Genomic DNA, 22,938 nt, shown 5'->3' with positions numbered 1-22,938 from the left:
TATTTTATTCAAAGCTACACTAGATCTATCACAATATTAAAAAAGACAATATTATGCAAGATCGGGGATTTTCATTACTCGAATTGTTAATAGCCATCTGCATTAGTGCCATTTTTGCTATCATAGGCATTAGGCATTGGCATGAGCAACAGTTGCGAGATGAATTAGCTTATACAACTAAGCAGCTGGCTTATTTTTTATATGAAGTTCAAATAAAAGCGTCCAGTAAAAATGAGAATTACATTATTCACCAATTTACATCACCTTGGTGCATTACCATTACTCACGATGAAAAACCCTGCTCGTGCAGTGAAGGCGTGCTGTATTTTATGAAACCTGATAATTCCGTTGAAATTAGTGAATTATCAAACAATAAAAGTGCTTTTATCTTAGGACGTCGCAATATGGCGCAAACAATGTCTTTTCAATTAAAAAATAAGATAGGTACTAGCAGAGTTTTAGTTTCTTTAATTGGACGCATCCGTTTCTGTGCAGAAAACAGTTATATAACAGGTTTACCACCATGTTAAAAGCGTCTGGATATTCCCTGTTTGAAATGCTTATTGGCATGATATTATCAAGCCTAATTGTGCTGGGAATGACCTCTTTTTACATTCAATTACAAGCAAGCATCATACAATATTATCAAAAAACACGTTTGCAACAAGCAATCGAAGTTGGATTAGCCGGCATGAAGAAAGACATCAAACGAGCAGGTTTTATTGCTAATAATCCAAGCAAAATGACCGCTAAAGCAATTGAAATTGATAAACAGTCCCAATGCATTATTGTTCGGTATGATAGTGAAATTCGCAATTCTTGGGTCTGGGACAGATTTAACCCCATGGCGTCTGATATTTTTACTTATCGCTATAAAGAAAACAACATAGCCTATAGAACAGGATCAATATATTGTATTGGCAACAAATGGGAAAACTTGTTCGATTCAAACGAAATTAAAGTAACCGACTTTACAATAAAACAGCTCCCCAATGCCATAAGTCTATCAGTCACTGCTGAATTAAGAAAAAACAAACAGATTAAATATCATATAACTGAAATCATCAAAAATGAGAACCGATTTTAAACAACATTATGTGTCGCATGGTTTTAGCACTATTTTAATGGTGATTATTTTAATGGGTGTGGGTTTGGTTATATTAATCAGCTTTAATTTGCTTATTGCCTCATGGCAGAAAGCGATATTAATGGAATGCCAATACTATCAGCGATTTAATCAGGCAAGCTCATCGTTAACGTGGGCAATTAGCCAAAATTGGCAAGCACCTAAGACCCATTGGCATTGTATGACCGAGCCAACTTATCAACTAAAAGCCTGCATAAAACAGTCTTTATTAAAAATCGATGAATATGTATTAGTCCGTGGCGAATCCAAAGATGAAGATATTTATTTATATACACTTGCACATTTTGATAATAACAGATTAATCGTTGAAAAAGGTCATTGGCTCGATTATTGCCCAGAAAAAAAGGCTATTTATTGTGAATAATAAAGATATAGCTGGCTTTAGTTTGATTGAAGTTATAATAGCAACGCTACTATTTTCAATTATTATGCTGGGTTTGATTAACTACCAACAAGCGTTGTTCAATAAACACCATTACTTTGCAAACTATTTGCGCGCCAATAAAATTGCTTTTCAACTACTTGATAGCTATCCTTATACCCCCAATGAAATTATCCCTTCTGGTTGGCACTATAAGATCACTAATAAAACATATAATGCCCAGTGTAAAATGGTAGTTATAACAGTTAATGCCTCCAACAACCAAGTCGCTAAGCAGCAACGCCTTTTTTGTAATTAATTTTAATATTTACTGATTAAATATTATTTAGCTATCTAACCAGTGATGTAATAATTGCAAAACTTGCTGCGTTTTTTCAGCATGAACATTGTGCCCTGCTCCTTCAACCACTTCGATTTTTGCATTCGGAAATTGCGCAAAAATAGCATCATATGCGTCATTAGTAATATAAGACGAGTTGCCACCACGAATAAATAATGTTGGTTTTAAGCAAGGTGAAATATTTTCCCAATCACAAATATGACCATACTGCGAATTAATCGCTTGAACATTAAATAACCACTTTTCGTTTTTAAACGATTTTAATAAAAAAAGAATGGTTGGTGCATTAATACCGGCTTGTTCCATTAAATTGGTGATCTGTTTTTTATCGGTAATTTGATTAGTCAGGCAATACATTAATACTCTCAAAATAGTGGCATTGCCTGAGCGGTGATATTTTATGGGAGCAATATCAATAGCAACCATTTTTTGGATAGTATCTGATAGCATCTGTGACAATTGTAAAGCAACCTTCCCTCCCATTGAGTGACCAATTAATATGATATTTTTTAGTTGTAAATCATAACAAAGTTCAGCCACATCTTCGGCCATGACTTGATAGTTCATCTTATCAGACCATGGTGAATGCCCATGGTTACGCAAATCAACTTGAACCGTTTGATAATGCTTTGCAAAATCTTTTGCAAGCATATTTAAATTATCTAAACTACCAAATACGCCATGCAAAAATACAATCGGCTGTCCGTCACCCTGCAATTTATAATTTAATTTCATACTTTAATTCGACCAATAATTTTAAGTGGCATTATTATACGTCTATTTTCAACGTCATCACCGATTAATTCAATAACCACAATTGACATAAATATGATAGAATTTAACACTAACTTTTTAACTAGTGTTAAGCCATATGTTTCAAAATAACCCTCTACTTGCACAATTAAAACAAGCACTCCATGAACAAACGCCTCGCGTTGAAGGTATTGTTAGAGCTCATGAAAAAGGATTTGGTTTTTTAGATGTAGATAATAAAAAAAGTTATTTCATCCCTGTCGCTAAGATGAAAACAGTCTGTAATGGCGATAAAGTTTCAGGAACAGTAATAAGTCATAACGATAAAGAGTCTTTCGAACCCGAATCATTAATTGAAGGTGCATTGCAACAATTTATCGGCAAAATTGGTTTTCAAGATCGTGCGATGGTGATATACCCTGAAAATATGCCGACTAATTTTGCCATTCGCTGTAAAATAAACAATCAAGTTAACGAAAAACTAAAAGAAGGAGATTGGGTGGTTGCAACACTTATTTCTCATCCTTTGCAAGAAGAAAATAACCATTTCCTTGCTGAAGTTATTCGTTTTGTTGCAGAAAGCGGTTCCCCTTATCAACTTTGGCTAAAAACGTTAGCCCGTTACGATTTAGAAACGCACGCCCCACAAACCGAAATATTGACAATTAGCGAGACTGAACTTGATAACCGTCAAGATTTAACTAATGTTCACTTTTTTACCATCGATAGTGAAGATACTGAAGATATGGATGATGCCATTGCGGTTTCTAAAAATGAACTGGGGCATTATCAACTGATGGTTGCCATTGCTGACCCCACCGCTTATGTATTACAAAATAGCGAACTAGATAATATTGCTAAAATTAGAAATTTCACAACTTATCTACCAGATTTTAATATCCCTATGCTTCCCAAAGATCTTGCCAATGAGCTATGCTCATTAAAAGCGAATCAAAAACGCCCTGCAATGATCTGTAAAATGAATATTGATGAAGCGGGCAATATTATTACCGATGATATTACTTTTATTCCAGCTTGGATTGAATCAAAGGCTAAACTAGCTTATAACAATGTCTCTAATTTTTTAGAAAATAATGACGAATTAGCAACTAATCATTTTAGTATAAAACAGCAACTTAATTGGTTAGCTGACTTAGCTAAAATCCGCATAATCTGGCGACAAACTCATGCACTAGTATTTAAAGATAAGGGTGATTATCGTTTTGAACTTAATGAAAACCGCCAAGTTCAATCCATAATTAAAGAAACTCGTCGGATTGCTAATCATATTGTTGAAGAAGTCATGGTTCTTGCCAACCAAGCTTTAACATTACAATTACAACATAAAATTGGCTTTGGGATTTTTAATATTCATTCGGGCTTTGATAATAAATATATTGAACAAGTGGTAAATTTTTTAAATGATAACGGGATTACAGAGTTTGATAAAGAATCACTCTTATCTTTTGATGGATATGTAAAGTTACGGCGTATAATCGACAATAATCCATTTTTGACCACAAAGCTCCGCAAGTTCCAAAGTCCTGCAGATTTTTCAACTGAGCCACAACCGCATTTTGGTTTAGGATTTGAAGCCTATGCAACATGGACTTCACCAATACGTAAATACGGCGATATGGTCAATCATCGATTAATCAAAGCGTATATCCGTTCACAAGAATTAACCCCGCCAGATAAAGAGCAATTAAAAAGTATGAATGAAAGACGCAAAATATTACGCTTTGCTGAACGCGATATGGCTGAAAACCTTTATGCTCAATATTTGTCAGATAAAATCGGCGAAAATTACTCAGCTGAAATTATTGATATTAATCGTGGTGGCGCTCGAATTCGTTTATGCGATATCGGTGCGTTTGCTTTTGTACCCCTTTCTATGATTCACCCTGTCAAGGAAGAAATTATTCCATTACCCGATGAAGGCATCATCAAAATTAAAGATGAAACTTGCTATAAACTGGCTGACACTATCTCGGTTGTTATTCATCAAGTTAAAAGCGAAAATCAAGCAATCATTGCCAAATTATCCATGAATAAAGAATAAAAATAACGTTACACTTTATTCAATGTTTTGCCGCCGTCGCTCTTGCTTTTCCCCTGATATACATCAGGGGAAATCAGCGAAAGAAATTTATGATATTTTTAATATTTAACCTCTTTTTTTTACTAGTAATATCTGCTATCTTTCACTGCTCGAAACGTTGAGTTTCATGACTTAAATGAACAACAACTTGGGGGGCTATAATGTCAATTCACGGACATAAAGTTTTGCATATGATGGATGGGAATAACTACACTGAATCTTCCTTACTTAATGCCATCAAAGACAAGTTTGGCACAAATGCAAAGTTTCATACTTGTTCTCAATTTGATATGAATGCCGAGCAACTTATCGCTTTTTTCAAATCAAAAGGTAAATTTAAACCTTCTGTTGTTCATGAATCTGAGTTTACAGTCGATAATAAAAAAATATGCAAACATTAGAAAAAACGGCCATATCGCCATATAGCACGTTTTTTCTAAATTTAATTTAATCTGCTAGTGTTTTTAAAACAATAAGAGTATATAATTTTGCGCTACAATAATAATCGTTATCAGTAACGGTTGTTACTAATAACAGGATTAAATGAGTAGCAAATTTGCTCACTTTGAAATTATACTCAAGAATATATTCATGGAATTTGATAAATGAAAGTAAGTAACATCCTTATATGCGCCATTGTCTCTATTCTTGTCGCAAGTTGTGCCCAAAAAGTTTCACCAACAAAAAATAAAGAAACGATTTCACAAGCTGATCAGCTATCTCTATTAAAACAACAAACTGAAACCAACGATCCTTATGTCGTTGATGCTAAAAATCAATTAATTCAGATTGTTGGTGATAAAAACTTCGACAACTATGTTACCAAACATGGCATTTTAAATTGCAGAGGTGATAGTAACCAGTCATCATGTGTGTTGAATTTTTATCTGAACGAAAATTATAAATTAAAGTATAGTATGCAACTCAAAAAAGTAGTTGAAGAGAGCCAAGCTGAACATGATATTGAATTAAGCAAAATAAAAGCAACTGACACCAATATTAAAAATTATTGTCAGGATTCAGCCGATTTTGTTGCTGCAATTTATACAAAAGATACCACTAAAATAACCCAATATTTTCAACCACAATTTAGAATGTCTGAACAAGATATATTATCCTTAAAAGCAAAGATTGCTAAAGATAACTATTCTCACTTCCTGATCGATGAAAATCCGAGCATCCTTCAAGAAATGAAAGTAGATTATGTCGAAAAATGCTTAAGTGCCCCAAAAGATAATATTATCAACTACTTCAATATTTTTAGATAATAATGCGAGCCTTTATGTACAATTTTTTACCCAATAATCCTTTTAGTCAAACACTAATTAGCAAGGTGCTTTGCATGGCTTGCGTTTCTTGCATTAGCTTTTCTTCGTGGGCTTTTTCGTTTGATGATGTGGTTGCAAAAGCCGAAAAATCATCCAAAAAAGCTTATGTTCAGCCATCTAAAAATATACCAAATGAATTAGCGTCTTTACAATTTGCTGATTATCAAAAAATTCTCTTTAATCATCAAAAGGCCTATTGGGGTGATCGAAAAAGCCGTTTCAAACTTGAGTTTTATCATGAAGGAATGTACTTTGACGTTCCAATAAAAATCAATGAAATTGCTGATAATCAAGTTAACCCAATCCAATATGATCCTAGTTATTTTGATTTAAGCCAAATTAATCTTGATAAACTAGACACTAAAGCTTTAGGTTTTGCTGGCTTTAAAGTCCATTATCCAATTAATACGCCAACAAAAACCGACGACGAAATATTTTCAGCACTTGGTGGAAGTTATTTTCGCGCAGTAGGTAAAGATCAGCGATATGGTCTTTCAGCTAGAGGGCTTGCTATTGATACTGGAGAAATGTCGGGTGAAGAGTTTCCACGTTTTAAAGAGTATTGGATTGAAAGGCCTGAACCAAACCAAAAGCATTTAGTTATCTATGCATTACTCGATTCTCCAAGTGTAACTGGTGCTTATAAAATTACACTAGTACCAAGTGTTGATACCACCATCACAGTACAAGCGAAAATCTTTTTCCGCAATTCTGTAAAAAAATTAGGCATAGCGCCATTAACCAGTATGTTTTTATTTGGACCTAATCAACCATCACCATTGCTAAATTACCGACCCGCAATGCATGATTCTAATGGTCTGTCGATTTTAGCGAATAATAACGAGTGGATCTGGCGCCCATTAAATAACCCTAAGCGTTTATCGTTTTCATCTTATAGCTTAGAAAACCCAAAAGCGTTCGGTTTAATTCAGCGTGATAAAGGTTTTGATGATTATCAAGATCTTGACGATCACTATGAAAAACGCCCAAGTGTTTGGGTCGAAGTGCTAAATGAGTGGCAAAAAGGTCGAGTTGAATTAGTTGAAATTCCAACAGCAGATGAAACTAACGATAATATCGTCACATTTTGGGTACCCGAAAAACAATACAAAGCGGGAGATGCACTTGATATCAAATATCGATTACATTATTCGTTAAACGAAAAGCAACGTTATCCTAATAATGTTGCAAGAGCAGTTAGCACACGCTTATCATTAGGTGATATAAAACAAGCTAATTTAATTCGTAAACTTGATGGTTCTAATGCATATGTGATTGACTTTGCTGGTTCAGGATTATCAGAAAATGAGCCCGTCAATGTGATTTCAAGTATTACTAATGGTTCTATCGTAAGTTGTGACACGCAATACAATCCAGTAATTAAAGGTTGGCGAGTAATTGTCCGATTCAATGTTGAAGACAGTAAAAGAGCAACTGATATTCGCATACAACTCGCTTCGCAAGCAACTAATGAAGTGATTTCCGAAACTTGGAGTGGGCAATATCCCGCACAATAATTGTTATATTATTATGATAAAAATATGAAAAAAGATTACTTTGCCCATCTTTCTGACGCTGAAGTTTGGCGTCAGAAACGTGAAAACAATGCAATGCCACCTGACGATGTAGAGTTTTTAAAATATCGTTTAAATCAAGTTGGTGATACATCTTATTTTATTGATGACCGAAGGCAACAGCCGAGTTATCCTAAAGTTGATCGCGTTTCAATTCAACCTCAAATATGGAATCAACGCTTTACTGCCAAGTCAAAACATGGCATTAATATCCTTGCCATTATTCGTCGCTTTATTATGTTTGCGCTCATTGCTGTGCAAACATATTACGGAACGACTTACCTATCGTCTTTACTGCCTTATCAAAGTTGGCAAAAAATTAATTTTATGGCTAATTGGGATATCAACCCCGAATTAGCCATTTACAGTATAATACCTTATATTGTTCAAGGTGCGATTATTACTTTGTTCGCCATTTTGTTTTGTTGGATCTCAATTGGTTTTTGGACCAGCATCATGGGGCTAATATTAGCAGTGATGGGTAAAGACCGTTACACTATTGCTATTCCTAATGATTCAGCATCGCATATTGACGTTAAACATCGAACTGCACTTGTTATGCCAATTTGTAATGAAGATGTCGCTCGTGTATTTGCTGGGTTACAAGCAACTTATCAATCCTTAGTTGAAACAGGTCATGCAGCTTGCTGTGATTTTTTTATCTTAAGTGATACTAACGATCCCGATCTATATGTTAACGAACTTAAAGCTTGGGCTGAATTTAATGCAGTAAAACAAAATAATGGCTGCAATATTTTTTATCGCCACCGCAAACGTCGAGTAAAACGTAAAAGCGGTAACATTGACGATTTTTGCCGTCGTTGGGGCAATCAATACGAATACATGATGATCCTTGATGCCGACAGCATTATGACTGGTGACTGTATTTTAAAAATGATCGCCATGATGGAAATGACCCCAAAAGCGGGAATTCTACAATCTCCCCCAAAATCAGTCAGAATGACTACGCTCTACGGACGTATTCAACAATTTGCTAATCAAATTTACAGTGATATCTTTTGCTCGGGCACCCATTTTTGGCAATTAAGCGAAGCACAATATTGGGGACACAATGCCATGATTCGCTTAAAACCATTTATTGAGCATTGCATATTATCGCCACTTCAAAAACGTAAAGGGCCAATTCATATCTTATCGCATGACCTCGTCGAAGCGACACTTATGCGTCGTGCTGGCTATGGCGTTTGGATTGCCTATAATATGAACGGGAGTTATGAAGAGCTACCCGGTAATATGATTGAAGATCTAAAACGCGATAATCGCTGGTGTATGGGCAACTTAATTAATTTAAGATTGATCTTCAAAAGCGGAATTAAATTGACCCATCGCATCATGTTTGCAACCAGTGGCATGGCTTATATTTCGTCATTATTGTGGCTAGTGTTTTTAATATTCTCAACACTATTATTATTGGTGTTTAATATTTCTGAACCTCAATATTTCTTCCAACCTAACCAATTTTATCCAACTTGGCCAAGGTGGGATGAGCAATTGGCCATACAGCTACTCTCAACTACGATGGTTTTACTATTTGCACCTAAATTCTTCAGCTATGGCATTATTATAGCTAGAACAGGTGCAAAAGATGTTGGCGGTATATTTAAATTAACCCTATCAATCTTTATTGAAATGATTTGGTCAATGATCTTAGCTCCAATACGTATGATCTTTCATAGTAAATTTGTACTTAAAGCATGGATGGGTAGCAAAATTCAATGGAAGTCTCCGTCACGAAGTGACGATGCGTTAACATGGGGAGAATCCTTTTATTTTTGTTGGCCACTATCGTTATTAGGAATTGTGTGGTTAGGCGTAATTATCTGGCTAAACCCACAATTTACTTATTGGTATATAGCTATATTAATACCTTTAACTATTTCGCCTTTAGTCATTAGAGTTTCGGGACTTTCGAGCATTGGTATGAAAGCCCAAAAAGCAGGACTATTTCTAACCCCAGAAGAAACTCACCCAGCGAAAGCAGTTACGCTTACGGGTGAATATTTAGCTAAAACAGAAGCTGCATTTATTGAACATGGCTTTGTTATGGCGTTAGTCGATCCTATCTATAATGCGCTCGCTTGTGCATTATCGACGTCACGCCATCAAGTGAATAATAAAAACCAACAAAAACGTGATGAACTTATCGCACAGTATCAACACATAGATTTAGAAAAAATGAGTAAAGAAAAGCAGTTAGCGATTTTAGAAGATCCGATTATTCTTTCTGCTTTACATCGTCATATTTGGCAGCACCAAGAAAAATACGACAATTTATTCTCATTATGGCAAAATGAACGCCAACAATAAGGAATAGGGCTTTTGCCCTACTTCTCTTCTTTTTAGTAACTGATCAAAACCCACGGATATTTTTATGACTTGGCAACCTTCTGCATCTATCAATAATTTACTTAAGCGCGCAAAAATTATTTCTCAAGTACGTCAATTTTTTGCTGATCGCTGTATTTTAGAGGTTGAAACACCAACCTTAAGCCAATATGCAGTAACAGACGTGCATTTAAGTTCTTTTCACACTAAATTCTTAAAACCAGGGGAGCACGAAGAACAACAAGGGCAACAAATGTCATTAATTACCAGCCCTGAATATCATATGAAGCGCTTACTAGCCGCTGGCAGTGGTCCTATTTATCAAATATGTAAATGTTTTCGTAATCATGAAGAAGTTAGTCGTTATCATAACCCTGAATTCACCATGCTCGAATGGTATCGCATCCAATTTGATATGATGCAAATGATCAACGAAGTCGATGACTTATTACAAACTGTTTTAGACTGTGAACCAGCTGAACGGATTTCTTATCAAAAAGCATTCCAACGCCATCTTAATATTGACCCTTTACAAGCCGATCGCGCAACCTTAGTCAATGCCGCAAACCAACTTGATATTGGGCTTAACACAGACAATTATGATAAAGACGGATTGCTACAATGCTTGTTCACTTTTGGAATTGAACCGTATATTGGTCAAGATAAGCCCATTGCCGTATTTAACTTTCCGGCATCACAAGCCGCATTAGCAGCTATTAGTCCAGAAGATCATCGGGTAGCGAGCCGTTTTGAGTTCTATTACAAAGGCGTTGAGCTTGCGAATGGTTTTAAAGAACTGACTAATCCACATGAACAACGAATGCGTTTTGAGCAAAATAATTTAGATCGCACAAATCAAAACTTACCTGCACAAAATATTGACATTGAGTTACTCGCCGCCATGGAAGCTGGTCTTCCAGACTGTGCCGGGGTTGCTATAGGGTTAGATCGTTTAATTATGCTTGCCTTAAGCTGCGATAGTTTAGATGACGTGATGTCATTTACTTTTGAAAGGGCTTAATTATGTTCAATGCTTTAGGATCAACGGCATGGATTGCCATTATGATGGGTATCATCGCTGTCATTTTATTGGTGTTAGCGATAAAATCTCAACTGACAATTAATAATTTACAGCAACTGTTTGATCTGCAATTAATTCAAAAAAAGGAAGAAAATCAAACTTTAATAATCCAAGTAAAACAGTTAGAACATGAATTAGACCAGTATCGTCAGCAGAATCTAGCGCAAAACGTTAAAATTAGTGAACTCAAAACACGTTTAGAAGAAACATTAAGTGCAACACAAGAAAAACAAAACATACTAGAACAAAGTGAACAACGGCTCACAACCCAATTTGAAAACCTAGCCAATCGTATTTTTGAACAAAGTGGCAAAAAAATTGAGCAACAAAATAAACAAAGTCTTGATTTTTTACTTTCGCCGCTCAAAGAGCAGCTAGAAGGTTTCAAAAAACAAGTACAGGATAGTTTTGGTCAAGAAGCCAAAGAACGCCACACACTCACGCATGAAATTCGTAACTTGCAACAGCTCAATGAGCAAATGAGCAAAGAAGCAACCAACCTAACAAATGCGCTAAAAGGCAATAACAAAACCCAAGGGAACTGGGGTGAATTTATTCTAAGCCAAATACTAGAAAATTCAGGATTACGTTCAGGTTATGAATACGAAACCCAGGTCAATTTAACAAACGAAAGTCATCAGCGATTACAACCCGATGTCATTGTTCACTTACCGCAAGGGGGGGATGTCGTTATTGATTCAAAAGTAACTTTAGTTGCCTATGAGCGCCATTTTAATAGTGATGATGAAACGATTAAAGCCAAAGCGATGGCCGAACATTTAGCGGCTGTCCGTAACCATTTAAAACAACTTAGCCAAAAAGATTATCATAAACTCATTGGTATTAACTCATTAGATTATATTTTAATGTTTATTCCTGTCGAACCTGCATTTTTAAGCGCAATTGATAATGACCCCGCATTAATCAATGATGCCTTGAAAAGTAATATTATGATAGTCAGCCCAACCACATTGCTAGTTGCGTTACGGACAATTCATAATTTATGGCGATTTGAATATCAGAATCGTAATGCCGAGTTGATTGCGGATAGAGCAAGTAAACTGTATGACAAAATGCGCGGCTTTATTGAAGATATGGAAAACCTAGGTAGTTGTTTAGACAAAGCTCAACAAACCTATCAAAATTCCATGAATAAATTATCTAAAGGTCGTGGCAATGTAATTGGACAAATTGAACGATTTCGTGAAATGGGTATTGAAGTTAAAAAACCGATTAACCCAGATATTACTTTATTAGCGATGGAAGAATCGAATAACGCAGATGAGAGTCAATCCACAAATTAACTAATCGCTAAATCAAAGGGTAACACACATTAACATCGCTTATGGTGTTATAAATAAGCAAAAGCCTTGATTCACGATTGTTTGAAATAAGTGTATACTCATCAACCGTAAAGAGGAACTGAATATGGCAAAAAAACAAAACAAAGAACCGAGTTTCGAAGAAACACTTAAGCAACTCGAAACGATTGTATCTCAACTAGAAAACGGTGATCTACCATTGGATGAAGCGCTTAATGAGTTCGAAAAAGGAATTAAATTAGCAAAAGCAGGACAAAAACAGTTACAGCAAGCCGAGCAACGTATTCAGATTTTATTATCTGAAAATAGTGATGCCGAACTGTCAGAATTTTCAAATGATGATAATGAATAGTTTAAAACCATTACAAGAACGAATTGACTCGTTTTTAACTACCTGTATTTCGCAAATTGAGCCGTCTAAACTTCAACAAGCAATGCGTTACAGCTTGTTGGCTGGAGGCAAACGGATTCGACCTATTTTAGTTTATTTAACGGGTCAAATGTTCAACTGCCCACTTTCTAAATTAGATGAAGCCGCTGCCGCCATTGAATTAATTCATACTTATTCATTGATTCATGATGACCTACCTGCCATGGATAATGACGATTTACGCCGAGGCAAACCAACTTGCCATATCCAATTTGGTGAAGCCCAAGCCATACTTGCCGGCGATGCTTTGCAAAGTTTAGCCTTTTCATTATTGGCAAACAGTGAGTTAATTGATGCCGAGGCTAAAATTAAGATGATAGCTGAGCTTGCCCATGCCAGTGGTGTAACTGGTATGTGCCTTGGTCAATCGCTCGATTTACAAGCCACACATCAGTCAATTAACCTTGAACATTTGCAAAAAATCCATTGTTATAAAACTGGTGCTTTAATCAAAGCGTCTATTCGTTTAGGTGCTTTTGCTTGCAGTGAAATCGCTAAACCATACTACCTAATGCTCGATCACTATGCCGAGGCAATTGGACTGGCGTTTCAAATTCAAGATGATATTTTAGATGTTATTGGCGAACAATCTATTATGGGAAAACCACAAGGTTCAGATCTTGCCCATGAAAAAAGCACATACCCAGCATTAATTGGACTAGATAACGCAATAAAACTCACTGAGCAACTTTATCAGCAAGCTATCGATAGTCTAAAGCAAATACCTTATAATACCCAACCACTACAGAATCTTGCTGGTTTTATTATTAATCGCAATAGTTAACAACTAACTAAAATATAGCATTACATAATGAATTTAGATAATTACCCATTGTTAAAACAAATAAACTCGCCCAAGGATCTAAGACATTTTCCTCAGTCACAGTTATCGGCGATTTGTCGCGAGCTTAGGCAATATTTACTAGCATGTGTTAGTCAATCGAGTGGTCATTTAGCATCGGGGCTAGGTGTGGTTGAATTAACCACAGCCTTACATTACGTCTATCAAACACCTTTTGATAAAATTATTTGGGATGTTGGTCATCAAGCTTATCCTCACAAAATTTTGACTGGTCGCCGAGACCAAATGCTCACTATACGCCAAAAAGGTGGACTTCATCCATTTCCTCATCGTAATGAGAGCGAATATGATGTACTAACCACAGGACATTCTTCGACCTCGATTAGTGCGGCGCTTGGAATTGCAATTAGCGAACAAAAAAAACAATCGGGTAAAAAAGTGGCTGCCATCATTGGCGATGGCGCTTTAACAGCAGGTATGGCATTTGAAGCGATGAATCATGCTGGTCATGTTAAGCCTGATATGCTAGTGATTGTTAACGACAATGACATGTCGATTTCAGCAAATACCGGCGCACTAAACCAACATCTTACTCAAATCTTATCAAGTAGAGCCTATACCTCTTTTCGGGAAAGTGGCAAACGTGTATTAGCGAATATTCCGCCATTAAAAGAACTGATTAAAAAGACGGAAGAACACTTAAAAGGATTAATCACACCAGCCGTCTTATTTGAAGAACTAGGTTTTAATTATATAGGTCCTGTTGACGGGCATGATGTTGATGGTCTAGTGACAACTTTACAAAAAGTTCGCCAACTAAAAGGCCCACAACTGCTCCATGTGATTACACAAAAAGGCAAAGGTTATGCGCCAGCTGAAAAAGATCCGACTTTATGGCACGGCGTACCAAAATTTAATCCTAATGAAGGCATCTTACCTATCGCCACAAAAGCAATCCCAACATATTCGCAAGTTTTTGGCGATTGGCTATGCGAAATGGCGCAAAATGATAAACGTTTAATGGCAATAACACCAGCAATGAGTGAAGGTTCGGGCATGACAAAATTTGCCAATTGTTATCCAGACCAATTTTTTGATGTTGCAATAGCCGAACAACATGCTGTTACCCTAGCCGCTGGGTTTGCAATTAGTGACTTAAAGCCCGTTGTCGCCATTTACTCAACTTTTTTGCAACGCGCTTACGATCAAGTTATTCATGATGTTGCCATTCAAAACCTACCTGTATTATTTGCCATCGATCGTGCTGGCATCGTTGGCGCCGACGGCGAAACTCACCAAGGTGCATTTGACTTAAGTTATCTACGCTGCGTACCTAATATGGTCATTATGACACCGAGTGATGAAAATGAATGCCGGCAAATGCTCTACACAGGCTATTTACATAATGGTCCTGCGGCAGTGCGCTATCCTCGTGGTGAAGGTATTGGTACACAATTAACATCGTTAACCCCAATTCCTTTAGGGCAATCTAAATTATGTCGACAAGGTGAGAATATCGCTTTACTCAATTTTGGCACTTTACTTACCGAAGTATTACAAGCAGCGGAGCAAATCAATGCTACAGTCATTGATATGCGTTTTGTTAAACCATTAGATGAAAAAGTCCTTTTGCACATTAGTCAAACTCATAATATACTTGTCACCATTGAAGAAAATAGTATTAAAGGCGGCGCTGGTAGCGGTGTCGGTGAATATTTATTATCGAAAAAAATAAAATGTGATATTTTAAATATTGGACTCCCTGATAAGTTTATTTCTCAAGGAGCGCAAAGCGAAATTAGACAAGAGATGGGATTAGACCAAAAGCACATTATCGATAAAATTAATAATTTTATGAATCAATAGGTTAAATATGGAAACTCAAGCTGTCACTATTCAAATTTTTGGACGAACATTAAAATTTAATTGTCCGGTTGATGAAGTCGACGCACTTAATTGTGCTGCAAAGGATCTAGATGCGCGCTTAACAAATTTACGAGAAAAGTCTCCACAAGTTGGTAGCGATCAACTTATTATGACTGCCGCGCTAAACATTTCTTATGAATTAACCAAAGAAAAAGAAAAAAGCAATGAGTTTGGTAATCGGCTTAAAATGCTGCAGCAATTACTTGATTCTGCCTTAAATCCCAACAATTAACTATTTAAATTGTAAATTTAATACAAATGGTATTGTATCATCCGTTAAATTTTGTATTATGGTATTCATCTCTGAGATGATCGCGATGCGGGTTAGTCCCCTGAGCCGATATTCTTAACTTAAGAACGGAGTGACTTTTAGTTGGTGTGTATGCCTTACTTGTAAGGAAACCTAAAAATTAAAACACGATGTTCACCTTGAACCTTGGGTTCAAGGGTTACGACCCTAACGACATCTTGGAGTGTTCTTCCGAACTTGCAGCCACAGCGAAAACTAATGAATATTAGGCAAATTATCCGTCAAAAAAGACAACAATTATCTCCCGATGAACGTGAGCTTGCACAACAAGCTATATATCAAAAAATTGCCTGTCACCAAGCGATTAATGCTGCAAAAAATATCGCTATATTTTTATCATTCGATGGCGAAGTCGAAACCCAACCTATAATTAATTATTTATGGCAACAAAATAAATCTGTCTATTTACCTATTATTCACCCTTTTTCCTCCAAACATTTACTCTTCTTAAAATATACTAGCCAAATTCAACTTATAAAAAATAAATTTGGTATATTAGAACCAGAATTAAACGTATTAAATGTACTTCCTTCTTGCCAACTTGATATTATTTTTACGCCATTGGTTGCTTTTGATCAACGAGGTTATCGTATGGGCATGGGTGGCGGATTTTATGATCGATTACTAGCAGATTATCAAACTCAACAAATTTTACCTATTGGGCTTGCATTTGCTTGCCAAAAAGTACAACAGCTAGATAACAAACCATGGGATGTTCAATTACCTGAAATCATCTATGCTTAACTTGTTTTATTATTTATTGAAAATATAAATCCCCCTCTAAAATGAACTGAACCCAAAATAGAAAATCCTCTCAAATCATATCTATTTTAAAAGGATACAGAGTATGCATTCCAATTAAATAGCTCTGCCGTAAATATGGTATGACTCATTCAACTTTTTATAACAACGGAAAAATTATGCTGGTATAAAAACTTCAGATATCAAACGCCTTTTATTATTTTATTTTAATTTATTATTTTTCATGATACCGTTGTTTAATTTCAGCTAACTCTGCTAATGATGTGGCATTAAACGCTTCAACCATCCATTCGGGCCAGCCTTAACCGTCAATCCTATGGGCTTTAAATGCCGCCTCTTGATCTGATTTATATTCGCCGTCATCGATATTGGCAACATCACAAAAAAACATAAAACTATTGATCCAACCCCAAACAAATGTACTACCAGCGCCGGCTCGAATAGGATCTAGCATGATATGATCAATCACTTGATGGGTACCGGGTTGGCACACCATTAACACGGTCGAGGTTAGGGCATTACGCGACATATTATGAATAACAACACCATGCAAATCATCCCAATCATACTCTTTTATACGGCGTTTTTTCGGTTGTAAAAATACCGCCGGATGCCGTAAAAACTTAAAGTTAAAAAAGTAACTTTCGTTAATATAGACTTTACCCGTTTTACGGTTAAATATAATGGGACTGCCACGACGGGAAAATAGATAATGATACACTTGGGGAATAACATAATACATAGCGAGACAACAGATAATAAAACCCAAAATTACTACTATATCAATAAATTCTATTTTAGAGCTATCATGGTGTACCAACAACCAAAGACATCCAATGATAGCTCCACTCCCACAAATAATAGCAACAAAATAAAGGCAAGCATAAAAAATCTGATCATTGAGATCCTGACGAATAAAGGCACAGTAGTTATTATTGGCATAGCTTAAACGATCGTCATGCAGGGGCACTAAACGTGGACCTTTATCTAGATCGCCGAACCAACCAAAGATTTGTGGACGGTATTTTGATGGCATGATTACTCTCCTTTTATTTATTCATCGTGAAATTGGTTACTGCTGCGATTTATGATGAGTGGGATTTCGTCATCATCTTGTGCATTAGGGCTGATATTGATTTGATAGCTATTTACTAGATCATAAGCAAAGGTGCCCGCTATCCATGTTATCGCCGTTAGGTGGCTATCTGACTGGTTAGGATCGCTTTCTTTCACTTCGATTTTTTCAATATCGGTAAAATTAGATTTCCATACCGCTTTGCCATGAGTGAGGTTTTTAAAGGTTTTCACTTCATAATGATCCATAAAATAACCTTTGTCGAGGGTCACATACTCTGTGATTTTTAGAGTTTCTTTGGCTTTATCTTCGTTTAGGTGGATTGGGGGATGCGCCTCTACTGAGCCATTATTTACCCCTGTTGAACTAATACTAAAGCGAGATTCAATCAAATCCTCATCGCTTTGCCCATTTTTGCCAACTAATTTAACCGAAGCCTGTAACGGCTTTTGGGCAATAGTAGCGCAGTTTGGGTATGTTAAATAAAAATAGAGGTGGCGGTGATATAGCTTCATCCCACTAAATGAACTTGGTTTTTTAAAGATGATAAAAGTTTCAATGCCCGACAAGGCAACCAAATAATCATTCACCGAATGCCCAAAACCGACAAATGAGTGCTGCTCTTCGTGATAAGCGCCGTATCCCAAATAGGCAAACTCTTTTTGCACCCCAAAATAACAACGGTTTAACCAGTGATCGATAGGGGTAAAATTATCGTATTTTTTGCTATATGCAATTAGGTATAATCCCACTAATGATAATACAACACCAAAGCCTATAGCCATTCCACTTCCAACTAATAATAGGACAGCACCAAAACCTAGGAATAGAGATCCTACAACTCTATAAACAAAGTATTTTTTATCCTCCATATTCCACATCCCCAAGGCACTTTTTAACTCACCTAAGGCTTCAAAAATAGTTATGGCAGCAAAGGCTTTGGCTACGGTTTTAGAAATCAAGGTATTTAATTTCAATTTGGCTTTAATTTCAGGTACTAATGTCGTTGCAACACGCGATCGCATAGCTTTGACTAACTGCATTTTTAATTTTATATCACGGTATAGGGCAACGCTATCAACACTTAATAATGCTAACGAGCCTAAGTCAATCGCCAGTTGGCGCATTTTTTTATCTTGGCTTTCGCCTTCTTTAACGGTGTCCATTATTTTGATTATATTTATATTATTAGCTTATATTGTACCGTTGTTTAATTTCAGCTAACTCTGCTTGCGATGTGGCATTAAATGCTTCAACCATCCATTCGGGCCAGCCTTGACCGTCAATCCTATGGGCTTTAAATGCCGCTTCTTGATCTGATTTATATTCGCCATCATCGATATTGGCAGATTTATAATACACCATAAAACTATTGATCCAACCCCAAACAAATGTGCTCCCTGCGCCAGCTCGAATAGGATCTAGCATGATATGATCAATCACTTGATGCGTTCCCGGTTGGCACACCATTAGTACGGTCGAGGTTAGGGCATTACGTGACATATTATGGATAACAACACCATGCAAATCATCCCAATCATACTCTTTTATACGGCGTTTTTTCGGTTGCAAAAATACCGCAGGGTGCCGTAATACTTTAAAATTAAAAAAATAACTTTCGTTAACATAAACTTTACCCGTTTTACGGTTAAATATAATGGGACTGCCACGGCGCGAGAACAAATTTAAATAGAGTTCAGGAATTAGAACATACATGCCTAAACAACTTGCAATAAATCCAACTATAATTATCATTAAAGTAAACGGCTTAATTGTAGGATTATCATATTCCGTTATTAACCAAAGAAAACTAAAAGTAGAGCCAGTTCCAAAGATAAAACCGATAATATACAAACAAGCATAAAAAATCTGATCATTATAATCCTGACGAATAAAGGCACAATAGTTATTATTGGCATAGCTTAAGCGACGATCATGCAGAGGCACACTATAAGGGCCTTTATCTAGATCGCCAAACCAACCAAAGATTTGTGGACGGTATTTTGATGGCATGATTACTCTCCTTTTATTTATTCATCGTGAAATTGGTTGCTGCTGCGATTTATGATGAGTGGGATTTCGTCATCATCTTGTGCATTAGGGCTGATATTGATTTGATAGCTATTTACTAGATCATAAGCAAAGGTGCCCGCTACCCATGTTATGGCCGTTAGGTGGCTATCTGACTGATTAGGATCGGTTTTTTTCACTTCGATTTTTTCAATATCGTTAAAATTAGATTTCCATACCGCTTTGCCCTGAGTGAGGTTTTTAAAGGTTTTTGCTTCATAATGATCCATAAAATAACCTTTGTCGAGGGTCACATACTCTGTGATTTTTAGGGTTTCTTTGGCTTTATCTTCGTTTAGGTGGATTGGGGGATGCGCCTCTACTGAGCCTTTATTTACCCCTGTTGAACTGATATTAAAGCGAGATTCAATCAAATCCTCATCGCTTTGCCCATTTTTGCCAACTAATTTAACTGAAGCCTGTAACGGCTTTTGGGCAATAGTAGCGCAGTTTGGATATGTTAAATAAAAATAGAGGTGGCGGTGATATAGCTTCATCCCACTAAATGAACTTGGTTTTTTAAAGATGATAAAAGTTTCAATGCCCGACAAGGCAACCAAATAATCATTCACCGAATGCCCAAAACCAACAAATGTCTTTTGCTCTTCGTGATAAGCGCCGTATCCCAAATAGGCAAACTCTTTTTGCACCCCAAAATAACAACGGTTTAACCAGTGATCGATAGGGGTAAAATTATCGTATTTTTTACTCAAAGCAATTAGGTATAATCCCACTAATGATAATACAACACCCAATCCTATCACAATGCCTGAACTAGCTAATAAAAATATAGCACCAAAACCTAAAGCAAATGATCCTGCAACTCTATAAAACAAATAACTTTTATCCTCCATATTCCACATCCCCAAGGCACTTTTTAACTCGCCTAAGGCTTCAAAAATAGTTATGGCAGCAAAAGCTTTGGCTACGGTTTTAGAAATCAAGGTATTTAATGTCAGTTTCGCTTCGATTTCGGGTACTAATGTCGTTGCAACCCGCGATCGCATAGCTTTAACTAACTGCATTTTTAATTTTATGTCACGGTATAGGGCAACGCTATCAACACTTAATAATGCTAACGAGCCTAAGTCAATCGCCAGTTGGCGCATTTTTTTATCTTGGCTTTCGCCTTCTTTAACGGTGTTCCACTCTTTTAGGTTATCGTAAATACTCAACAGGGTGATAACGCCCGATATTGCATTGGCACCATAGCTAAGCTTAGCAGCTTTTGCACTTTGACGGGTTGTTTTTACTTGGTTATGCGTTGATAACTTTTCCTCAATTTTTGCTTTTTCCATTTCGCTTTGATTCATCGCTTCGGTTTCGCGGTTTATCTCGCGCTCTTTGATTTTATCTTCTCTTTTCTTTTCGTTCGATTCGTTAATCGCTTCGTCATTGCTAGATTTTTGTTGATTGACTTTGTCAATTTTGTCTTGTAATACGGTAGTACGGTTGACTAACGTGACATAATCCGCCATTTTTTCCGTTAAAAAGTTTTTAAAATCATAAGGGTTAAGTATCTCTTTATTTTTTAGAAAATTGACAACCAGCGCTTTACTGGCCTCGTCGGGAAAGCAAAGCGTAAATTTAAGCTTTTTGGTTGTTGGTTTTTTTGACCCAACTTCATATTTTGGATCGGTGACATCAAATTTTTCTAAAAACGCCACTTCTTGGCTGGTTAAACTATTTTCACGGAAAAAACTTCCTTGTAATTGGGTTAATAGTGCATAAACCTGTCGGATTTTATCTTGCCTAACTTGCATCGAAAACTCAACAGGATGCCCACCCAAATCCCCCAAATAAGCGAGCGTATCAAGCAGTTTTAAACGTGGTTTAATCGGTTGGTGTTGTTTATTGGTTTTTAATACGGTGTATTTTTTGAGTGCAAGTTGATGCAAGTATCGATTTTTGTCGACATGGGTCACAGCACTGGGGGCATTTGCCATTTCAGCAAGTTTGCGGTCAATCGATGCCAAAAACGCTTTTAATTGCTTGAGCTCTTTAATTTTTTGGTCTCTTATTTTTTGTAGCCTGCTATGCTCTTGTGGGTTATATTGTCGATTTTTGTTTAACTCCTCTTGTTTGGCATTAATCTCTTGCTGTTTTTTTTCAATATCTAGCTCAACACGCTCTTTTGCCTTTTGCAGTTCTTTTTCTTTATCGGTTGGCGTGTTTTGGGTCTTTTGCGCTTGATGCGTATTATAAGCAGAAGCAAAACCCATTGATTTGTTGATAATATCACGCCATTTTACTGGTGTATCGGTGTCTAAATCGATAAATGCTGGTGCATCAAGATCAATCCCTTGGTTATTTTTATGCTCTATTACATAAAAAATACTGGCAGGATTACTTAATAACTCGTCCCATAGGGCGCTATCTTCGTCAAGGCGCACTTCTGCATGGGTTGAATCAATCAGGATTTGGGTAATTTCTTTTATATGAATGAGCGCGCTTGTATCGTTTGAAAAATCAAACTCTTTCTGCCAAAAATGATTTTGATTAAAAGAAGTCGGTTTTATTTTGCTGTATTGCGAGATAAATTTTGCCTCACCAAATAACCAACGAACATAAGTAAAATAGTCTTGTGACCACTCTTTATAATATCGAGTTATTTCTTCAAATTCGGTTTCTAATTCACCTTTAAATTTCTTAACTTCACCATGATTAATATGCTGGTTTATTTTTTCAATTTTTTTTGCCTTTTCTGATTCTGCTTCTTTAATCTCATATTCTACTTTTCTTAAAAATTCTTCACCAGAGTCATAGGCAGCATCAATATCTTTTAGGTAGTCATAGTGTTCTTGTAACCGTGCAATTTCGGTGTCGTAAGCATCTTCAATTGAAGTTCGATAATTTTCTATAAACTGTAAAATCGTGCGCTTTTTAAACATATCAGGTTGATAATAATTAAACAGACGTTTTAAACGAGGATTAATACGGTTATACATCTGTTCACCACGCTGTTGATAGACTTTGGCTTCGTCACCATCAAAAGGTGATAATGGTTTGTCTTGTTTTGGTGCCTCACTGCAAAAAATATGTAGCTCTGATACCCGTTGCGAGTTAAGCTCTTCGGCGATACCGAAAGTGTCTTCTAGTACTACGCCACAAGATATTGGTCCATTCCCCTGATATAGAAGATTTGCGTGATTGGCAAATTTTTGCCTTTGGCTTTTTAAACTGGTAAAG

The 22,938-nt window shown here is 36.4% G+C and carries 21 protein-coding genes and 1 other RNA gene; 17 read left to right on the top strand and 5 right to left on the bottom strand.

All coding sequences use genetic code 11. From position 1 onward, the window contains the following. The first annotated feature begins 53 nt into the window (after positions 1–53). Genes ACYIAM_RS10780 through ACYIAM_RS10765 form a run of 4 tightly spaced genes read left to right on the top strand, consistent with a single transcriptional unit; the run spans position 54 to position 1,827 of the window. A complete protein-coding gene (locus ACYIAM_RS10780) occupies positions 54–530 on the top strand; it encodes a prepilin-type N-terminal cleavage/methylation domain-containing protein (protein WP_174796176.1) in 477 nt (158 codons plus the stop codon). Next, positions 524–1,087, top strand: coding sequence for a prepilin peptidase-dependent protein (locus ACYIAM_RS10775; protein ID WP_483748255.1), 564 nt, complete (start codon positions 524–526; stop codon positions 1,085–1,087). The genes ACYIAM_RS10780 and ACYIAM_RS10775 overlap by 7 nt, the downstream gene beginning before the upstream one ends. After that, positions 1,071–1,511, top strand: a complete 441-nt coding sequence (locus tag ACYIAM_RS10770) for a DUF2509 family protein (protein WP_174796174.1) — start codon at positions 1,071–1,073, stop codon at positions 1,509–1,511. The genes ACYIAM_RS10775 and ACYIAM_RS10770 overlap by 17 nt, the downstream gene beginning before the upstream one ends. Next, the gene (locus ACYIAM_RS10765; protein ID WP_483748254.1) at positions 1,504–1,827 is read left to right on the top strand and encodes a prepilin-type N-terminal cleavage/methylation domain-containing protein; all 324 of its coding nucleotides are present in this window, start codon (positions 1,504–1,506) and stop codon (positions 1,825–1,827) included. The genes ACYIAM_RS10770 and ACYIAM_RS10765 overlap by 8 nt, the downstream gene beginning before the upstream one ends. Before the next feature lie 27 nt (positions 1,828–1,854). Here ACYIAM_RS10765 and ACYIAM_RS10760 read toward each other — a convergent pair whose 3' ends face one another. Beyond that, positions 1,855–2,604: an alpha/beta fold hydrolase gene (locus tag ACYIAM_RS10760; protein WP_483748253.1), complete on the bottom strand. Its 750-nt coding sequence runs from the start codon at positions 2,602–2,604 to the stop codon at positions 1,855–1,857. Positions 2,605–2,740: 136 nt separating this feature from the next. On the opposite strand from ACYIAM_RS10760, the gene ACYIAM_RS10755 reads away from it, so the two are divergent. The 13 genes from ACYIAM_RS10755 to ACYIAM_RS10695 all read left to right on the top strand — a co-directional run bounded on the left by ACYIAM_RS10755 (position 2,741) and on the right by ACYIAM_RS10695 (position 16,586). Beyond that, positions 2,741–4,684, top strand: a complete 1,944-nt coding sequence (locus ACYIAM_RS10755; RefSeq protein ID WP_483748252.1) for an exoribonuclease II — start codon at positions 2,741–2,743, stop codon at positions 4,682–4,684. 200 nt (positions 4,685–4,884) lie between these two features. Beyond that, entirely contained in the window at positions 4,885–5,124 is a 240-nt protein-coding gene (locus ACYIAM_RS10750; protein WP_483748251.1) for a YecH family metal-binding protein, read from the top strand. Between the two features lie 204 nt (positions 5,125–5,328). After that, positions 5,329–5,991, top strand: coding sequence for a hypothetical protein (locus ACYIAM_RS10745; protein WP_483748250.1), 663 nt, complete (start codon positions 5,329–5,331; stop codon positions 5,989–5,991). A gap of 74 nt (positions 5,992–6,065) precedes the next feature. Then, complete coding sequence (locus ACYIAM_RS10740; RefSeq protein WP_483748249.1) at positions 6,066–7,568, top strand: glucan biosynthesis protein G; 1,503 nt, start codon at positions 6,066–6,068, stop codon at positions 7,566–7,568. A gap of 24 nt (positions 7,569–7,592) precedes the next feature. Continuing rightward, entirely contained in the window at positions 7,593–9,953 is a 2,361-nt protein-coding gene (gene mdoH, locus ACYIAM_RS10735) for a glucans biosynthesis glucosyltransferase MdoH (RefSeq protein WP_483748248.1), read from the top strand. A gap of 64 nt (positions 9,954–10,017) precedes the next feature. After that, complete coding sequence (gene epmA / locus ACYIAM_RS10730) at positions 10,018–10,992, top strand: elongation factor P--(R)-beta-lysine ligase (protein WP_483748247.1); 975 nt, start codon at positions 10,018–10,020, stop codon at positions 10,990–10,992. A 41-nt stretch (positions 10,993–11,033) separates the two neighbouring features. After that, a complete protein-coding gene (gene rmuC, locus ACYIAM_RS10725) occupies positions 11,034–12,356 on the top strand; it encodes a DNA recombination protein RmuC (RefSeq protein ID WP_483748274.1) in 1,323 nt (440 codons plus the stop codon). Positions 12,357–12,480: 124 nt separating this feature from the next. Continuing rightward, positions 12,481–12,726, top strand: a complete 246-nt coding sequence (xseB, locus tag ACYIAM_RS10720; protein WP_174796165.1) for an exodeoxyribonuclease VII small subunit — start codon at positions 12,481–12,483, stop codon at positions 12,724–12,726. After that, positions 12,710–13,588, top strand: a complete 879-nt coding sequence (gene ispA, locus ACYIAM_RS10715; protein WP_174796164.1) for a (2E,6E)-farnesyl diphosphate synthase — start codon at positions 12,710–12,712, stop codon at positions 13,586–13,588. The genes xseB and ispA overlap by 17 nt, the downstream gene beginning before the upstream one ends. 27 nt (positions 13,589–13,615) lie before the next feature. Beyond that, complete coding sequence (dxs, locus tag ACYIAM_RS10710) at positions 13,616–15,472, top strand: 1-deoxy-D-xylulose-5-phosphate synthase (protein ID WP_483748246.1); 1,857 nt, start codon at positions 13,616–13,618, stop codon at positions 15,470–15,472. Positions 15,473–15,479: 7 nt separating this feature from the next. Then, complete coding sequence (gene zapA, locus ACYIAM_RS10705; RefSeq protein ID WP_065638104.1) at positions 15,480–15,764, top strand: cell division protein ZapA; 285 nt, start codon at positions 15,480–15,482, stop codon at positions 15,762–15,764. Between the two features lie 65 nt (positions 15,765–15,829). Further along, positions 15,830–16,010, top strand: a non-coding RNA gene (gene ssrS / locus ACYIAM_RS10700) — 6S RNA. 30 nt (positions 16,011–16,040) lie between these two features. Next, positions 16,041–16,586, top strand: a complete 546-nt coding sequence (locus tag ACYIAM_RS10695) for a 5-formyltetrahydrofolate cyclo-ligase (protein ID WP_483748245.1) — start codon at positions 16,041–16,043, stop codon at positions 16,584–16,586. A gap of 319 nt (positions 16,587–16,905) precedes the next feature. Here ACYIAM_RS10695 and ACYIAM_RS10690 read toward each other — a convergent pair whose 3' ends face one another. From ACYIAM_RS10690 to ACYIAM_RS10675, 4 genes are all read right to left on the bottom strand, one after another. Beyond that, positions 16,906–17,640: a DUF6708 domain-containing protein gene (locus ACYIAM_RS10690; protein ID WP_483748244.1), complete on the bottom strand. Its 735-nt coding sequence runs from the start codon at positions 17,638–17,640 to the stop codon at positions 16,906–16,908. 17 nt (positions 17,641–17,657) lie between these two features. Further along, entirely contained in the window at positions 17,658–18,845 is a 1,188-nt protein-coding gene (locus ACYIAM_RS10685) for a hypothetical protein (RefSeq protein ID WP_483748243.1), read from the bottom strand. A gap of 22 nt (positions 18,846–18,867) precedes the next feature. After that, positions 18,868–19,692: a DUF6708 domain-containing protein gene (locus ACYIAM_RS10680; protein WP_483748242.1), complete on the bottom strand. Its 825-nt coding sequence runs from the start codon at positions 19,690–19,692 to the stop codon at positions 18,868–18,870. Positions 19,693–19,709: 17 nt separating this feature from the next. Beyond that, a partial coding sequence (locus tag ACYIAM_RS10675; protein WP_483748241.1) for a hypothetical protein occupies positions 19,710–22,938 on the bottom strand: 3,229 nt, incomplete at its 5' end.

The organism is Gilliamella sp. X-60 (assembly GCF_057063585.1).
Note: the sequence above shows the minus strand (reverse complement) of the source record. Positions and strands in the feature narration are given on the sequence as shown.

Excerpts from the sequence above, each read along its gene's own strand:
- ACYIAM_RS10685 (WP_483748243.1), bottom strand. The coding sequence starts at position 18,845 with ATGGACACCGTTAAAGAAGGCGAAAGCCAAGATAAAAAAATGCGCCAA.
- ACYIAM_RS10680 (WP_483748242.1), bottom strand. The coding sequence starts at position 19,692 with ATGCCATCAAAATACCGTCCACAAATCTTTGGTTGGTTTGGCGATCTA.
- ACYIAM_RS10755 (WP_483748252.1), top strand. The coding sequence starts at position 2,741 with ATGTTTCAAAATAACCCTCTACTTGCACAATTAAAACAAGCACTCCAT.
- ACYIAM_RS10770 (WP_174796174.1), top strand. The coding sequence starts at position 1,071 with ATGAGAACCGATTTTAAACAACATTATGTGTCGCATGGTTTTAGCACT.
- ACYIAM_RS10775 (WP_483748255.1), top strand. The coding sequence starts at position 524 with ATGTTAAAAGCGTCTGGATATTCCCTGTTTGAAATGCTTATTGGCATG.
- xseB (WP_174796165.1), top strand. The coding sequence starts at position 12,481 with ATGGCAAAAAAACAAAACAAAGAACCGAGTTTCGAAGAAACACTTAAG.
- ispA (WP_174796164.1), top strand. The coding sequence starts at position 12,710 with ATGATGATAATGAATAGTTTAAAACCATTACAAGAACGAATTGACTCG.
- epmA (WP_483748247.1), top strand. The coding sequence starts at position 10,018 with ATGACTTGGCAACCTTCTGCATCTATCAATAATTTACTTAAGCGCGCA.
- dxs (WP_483748246.1), top strand. The coding sequence starts at position 13,616 with ATGAATTTAGATAATTACCCATTGTTAAAACAAATAAACTCGCCCAAG.
- mdoH (WP_483748248.1), top strand. The coding sequence starts at position 7,593 with ATGAAAAAAGATTACTTTGCCCATCTTTCTGACGCTGAAGTTTGGCGT.
- ACYIAM_RS10760 (WP_483748253.1), bottom strand. The coding sequence starts at position 2,604 with ATGAAATTAAATTATAAATTGCAGGGTGACGGACAGCCGATTGTATTT.
- ACYIAM_RS10690 (WP_483748244.1), bottom strand. The coding sequence starts at position 17,640 with ATGCCATCAAAATACCGTCCACAAATCTTTGGTTGGTTCGGCGATCTA.
- ACYIAM_RS10740 (WP_483748249.1), top strand. The coding sequence starts at position 6,066 with ATGGCTTGCGTTTCTTGCATTAGCTTTTCTTCGTGGGCTTTTTCGTTT.
- ACYIAM_RS10750 (WP_483748251.1), top strand. The coding sequence starts at position 4,885 with ATGTCAATTCACGGACATAAAGTTTTGCATATGATGGATGGGAATAAC.
- ACYIAM_RS10695 (WP_483748245.1), top strand. The coding sequence starts at position 16,041 with ATGAATATTAGGCAAATTATCCGTCAAAAAAGACAACAATTATCTCCC.
- ACYIAM_RS10780 (WP_174796176.1), top strand. The coding sequence starts at position 54 with ATGCAAGATCGGGGATTTTCATTACTCGAATTGTTAATAGCCATCTGC.
- rmuC (WP_483748274.1), top strand. The coding sequence starts at position 11,034 with ATGATGGGTATCATCGCTGTCATTTTATTGGTGTTAGCGATAAAATCT.
- zapA (WP_065638104.1), top strand. The coding sequence starts at position 15,480 with ATGGAAACTCAAGCTGTCACTATTCAAATTTTTGGACGAACATTAAAA.
- ACYIAM_RS10745 (WP_483748250.1), top strand. The coding sequence starts at position 5,329 with ATGAAAGTAAGTAACATCCTTATATGCGCCATTGTCTCTATTCTTGTC.